The following is a 3,690-nucleotide window of genomic DNA, read 5'->3' as shown; positions in this document are numbered from 1 at the left end:
CCCAGCCGTTCATGGTGAAGAAGGCCTGGTCCATCTTGGAGAGGTCGTCTGGCGAGACGAGGCTGTGCTCGTAGCCCAGCAGCACGGTGACGACGCTGACCCCGCCGAAGTAGAGGGGGGACAGCCCCAGAACCGCTCCGGCAGCGGCGAGCAGCGCCACGGCCGCCACGTGCAGCGCTCGGGCCAGGGTCATGGCCCGACCGATTCCCCAGCGTGCAGGAACGGAGTGCAGCTTCTCGGTTCGATCGAAGTCGACATCGAGGCAGGCGTACAAGATGTCGAATCCCGCCACCCAGAGCAGCACCGCCGCGGAGACGAGGCAGGGCGCCAGCCCGAGCGAGCCGCGCACCGCGATCCAGCCGCCTGCGGGCGCGCACGCCAGCACCAGGCCCAGTCCGAAATGGGCGAAGGCTGTGAAGCGCTTGAGGTAGGAGTAGGCGACGAGAAGCATCAACGCGACCGGCGTGAGCGCGAGGGCCAGGGCGTTCAGACGCGCCGCGGCCACCACGAGCAGGGCGCAGGCGGCGATTGCGATGAGGCGCGCGGCACTGGCAGAGACTCGTCCGGCGGGGATGGCTCGGTCGCGCGTGCGCGGGTTGCGGGCGTCGAAGGTGCGGTCGATGAGACGGTTCAACGTCATGCCGGCAGTGCGCGCCCCCACCATCGCCAGCGTGATCCACATCCACTGCGCCGCCGTGGGATGACCGTCGGCTCCCATCAAGCTGCCCACGTAGGCGAACGGAAGCGCGAACACGGTGTGCTCGAACTTCACGAGATCGCCGAACCGCTGAAGAGGGCGCCACATAGCGGGCCTACCCTTCGAAATGTGGGGCGTGATTCCTTCCCCGATGCGCGTGTCGATAGGGCTTTGGTCAGGCGGTCGAGCGTGACGTCTTCGACGAGCTGCCACTTCTCGTGGCGGGGGTCACCGAGAACGAGCGGAGAACGCTGCGGAAGGCGTCCATGCCGGCGTCGAGGGAAGGCCCCCACATGGTGACGGCGTAGAGCGTCGAGCCATCGATGGTGTAGCCATACTCTCGCTCGCTCTTGTCGCTCTGGCGCGCGCGCACCACCAGCCACCGCCGCGGCCCCTGGCTGGCGATGGACGCAGACTTTATGATCATGCCGCGCTTCTCCAGGTCGTGCTCGATCTCGGCGCGGAACGTCTCGATCTCGGCGTCTGCATCGGGGCGGGGGGTGGCTTGCACGCCCACGTGGATGTTGTAGCTCGCTCCCATGAAGATCGGGCCGTCGGTTCCCTTCACCATGACCGTGTGCGCCGCGCCTTTGACGCTGAAGCCGCGCGCGTCCTTGAACACCACGTGGGAGGCCCCCCAGCCCGCGAGCCAGACCGCCATGCCCAGCCCCACGAAGGGGGCCGCGGCAAGCGCCATCAACGCGGGGGACATGGTCTTCCAGGCCTTGCTCGGCTGCGGGCGGGGCGCGGGAACGAGCACGGCGAAGAGCACCCCGGCGGCGAGCCCGGCGAAGAGGGCTTCCCGAGGATGGCGCGCGTTGAGCAGGAAGAAGCTCGACGAGCCTACCTGGGCGAATGTGCTCAGGGCGCTGAAACCAGCCACAACGACGAGACCCGTGCGCACATAGAGGGACGGCCACAGGTCTGCCTTTGGATATCGCACCGCCGCGACCGCGGTGGCACCGGCGAAGCCGCAGAGGGTCTCGATGAGGCCGAGGTAGATGTCGCTGCAGCCATAGGCGTGCGTCGTCACCGTGCTGGCCAGTGCGCAGACGCAGAAGAGCGCCAGGAACGTGATGGTGCCATACACCCGCTCGAGAGCGGCGCCCAGGGTGACGAGCCCGACCGCCGCCACCGCGCTCTCTGCTGCGCTGCTCTGGGCGAAGACGGCGCTGAGGAAGCGGAAGCGCTGCCCCTGATCGGCGAGGTTGACCTGGAGTGCGCCGTAGCGAAGCGCAAGGAAGCGGTCGAACCCGATGTACAGCGTGGTTGCGGCGCAAGCGCTGGCCAGCGCGGCGGTGCCCCACGGGATGCGCCCCTCGGTGGCGGGTCTGCTCCGGCTGCTGTCGCTTCTGCGGGCGGAGGCGTGGAACCGCGTTGCGGCGTCCTTGAGACGCGCCATGAGATCGGTGTCGAACGGTGTGCCCTGCGCGTGGAAACCGACGTCGGCCTGCGCCAGGTCGACCCAGGCGAAGCGGATGTTCTGCTTCGAGGAGAGCGCCTTTCTGCACGACTCGATGAATGCGCGCAGGCTGGGTGAGGCCTCGCCTTCGAAGACCATGGCCACGACGAGCTGCTCCCACGGCACGGCACGCTTCGGGTTGCGCGGGGTCGGGGGCATCACGGCGCGTCGCACGATCTGGTCGAGCAGCGCGCGAACCTGGGGCGACGATGTCTCATCGGCGGGAACCAGCAGAACGGCGGCGCGACGCCCCTGACTGAACAGCGGCGCTTCTTCGACCAGATCGGTGGCCTCGCGAACCCAGCCGTTGGCGGCCGACATGACCGGTGCGAGGGCTTCCGCGAATCGCTGTGTGACGTCAGCCATTGCGGGTTGTCGATGTGCTCTGGGCTGCGCTGCGGCGCACCTGGCTCCTCCTTTTGATGCGGGTCAGGGAAGCTGCCCTGTTGGAAAGGAGTTCGAGGTGTGGGCCGGACCTCCCTGTGTGAGGGCCGGAATCGAGGGCGTCACCACGCGCGCTACTTATTGTCGAGCATCGCATTCAGCTCGGCCTGCTGCTGCCGGGTCTGGGTGCCGTTCGCGTCGATTCGCGCCAGACGCACCCGTGACTGGCGCACGGTGCTCTCCACGTCGGCCATGGCGCCAGGGGGCAACCGTCGTGCCTCGCTCGGGACCGAGCGGGCGCGTTCGAGCATGCTCTCTCCCGCGCGAATCGTGAGGTACAGCGTGGCGATGCTCGACGGGTCTCGGTATGTCTGCGCCCGCTTGAACCGCGTGAATGCGCGGAAGTAGAGCTCGCACGCGTCAGCGGCGTCTTTCGAGCTGTTGAGCGAGGTCGTTCCCATCGACGCCATCTGCGCGGCTTCCTTGTAGTCGCTCAGCCCCTGTCGCACGAGCCAGGTGCCTTGCCCCCATCGCCAGGCCTGGTACCCACCGGCGAGGAGGGCCACCAGCAGCGCCACCTTCAGCACCAGCCGCAGCGGCCCGTCGAGGAGCCTGCGTCCCTGATTGAGCTTGCGGCGGGCGCGAAGCTTTGTCAGGTTGGCACCCGGGCCCGCACGGAGCAGCTCGCGCACGCTGCCGCGCAGCTCGTTGGCCTGCAGGTAGAGGTTCTCGGGGGTGTTGGGGTCGCGCATCACCTCGTCGAGGATGTTGATGGCGAGGAGGAACTGTGCGCGGTCCTGGCCTTTCGACAGCAGATGGGAGACGTTCAGAAGAACCTGAGGCTTGCCGGTCTTGGTCTCCGCAAGGAGAACGCCCACGGGGAAGCGTTCGTCGATCTCGACCCCTTTCAGCAGGTATGTGATGGCCGAGCTGAAGTCTCCGCTGCCCATGAGCGCGGCGCCAATGCCGAGCCAGCCTTCGGCGCGGGAAGGATCGCGACGGGCTTCGTTCTGGTAGTACTCCGCCGCGCCGGGATAGTCGCCGTGGCGCAGCATCTCGAGGCCTTCCGAGGCCATCCAGACCGGGAGGTCGCCGTCTCTCGGGGCAGGGCCCTTCCCGAGGAAGTTCACGCCTGGGAGGGCGGTGG

The 3,690-nt window shown here is 68.0% G+C and carries 3 protein-coding genes; all 3 read right to left on the bottom strand.

What is annotated here, in order from left to right:
- On the bottom strand, positions 1-805 hold an 805-nt coding region (locus tag EB084_21655; protein ID NDD30871.1), incomplete at its 3' end, for a 4-hydroxybenzoate octaprenyltransferase.
- A gap of 67 nt (positions 806-872) precedes the next feature.
- Positions 873-2,525 carry a rhomboid family intramembrane serine protease gene (locus EB084_21650; protein NDD30870.1) on the bottom strand — a complete coding sequence of 551 codons (1,653 nt, stop codon included), beginning with the start codon at positions 2,523-2,525 and terminating at the stop codon, positions 873-875.
- A 152-nt stretch (positions 2,526-2,677) separates the two neighbouring features.
- The coding region (locus tag EB084_21645) for a hypothetical protein (protein ID NDD30869.1) at positions 2,678-3,690 on the bottom strand (1,013 nt) is incomplete at its 5' end.

This window comes from Pseudomonadota bacterium, from assembly GCA_010028905.1.
GTDB lineage: Bacteria > Vulcanimicrobiota > Xenobia > RGZZ01 > RGZZ01 > RGZZ01.
The sequence above is the reverse complement of the archived record's forward strand: the minus strand, read 5'-3'. Positions and strand labels throughout refer to the sequence as shown.

What these genes read in the sequence shown, in the direction of transcription:
- EB084_21650 (NDD30870.1), bottom strand. Translation starts at nt 2,525, where the DNA reads ATGGCTGACGTCACACAGCGATTCGCGGAAGCCCTCGCACCGGTCATG.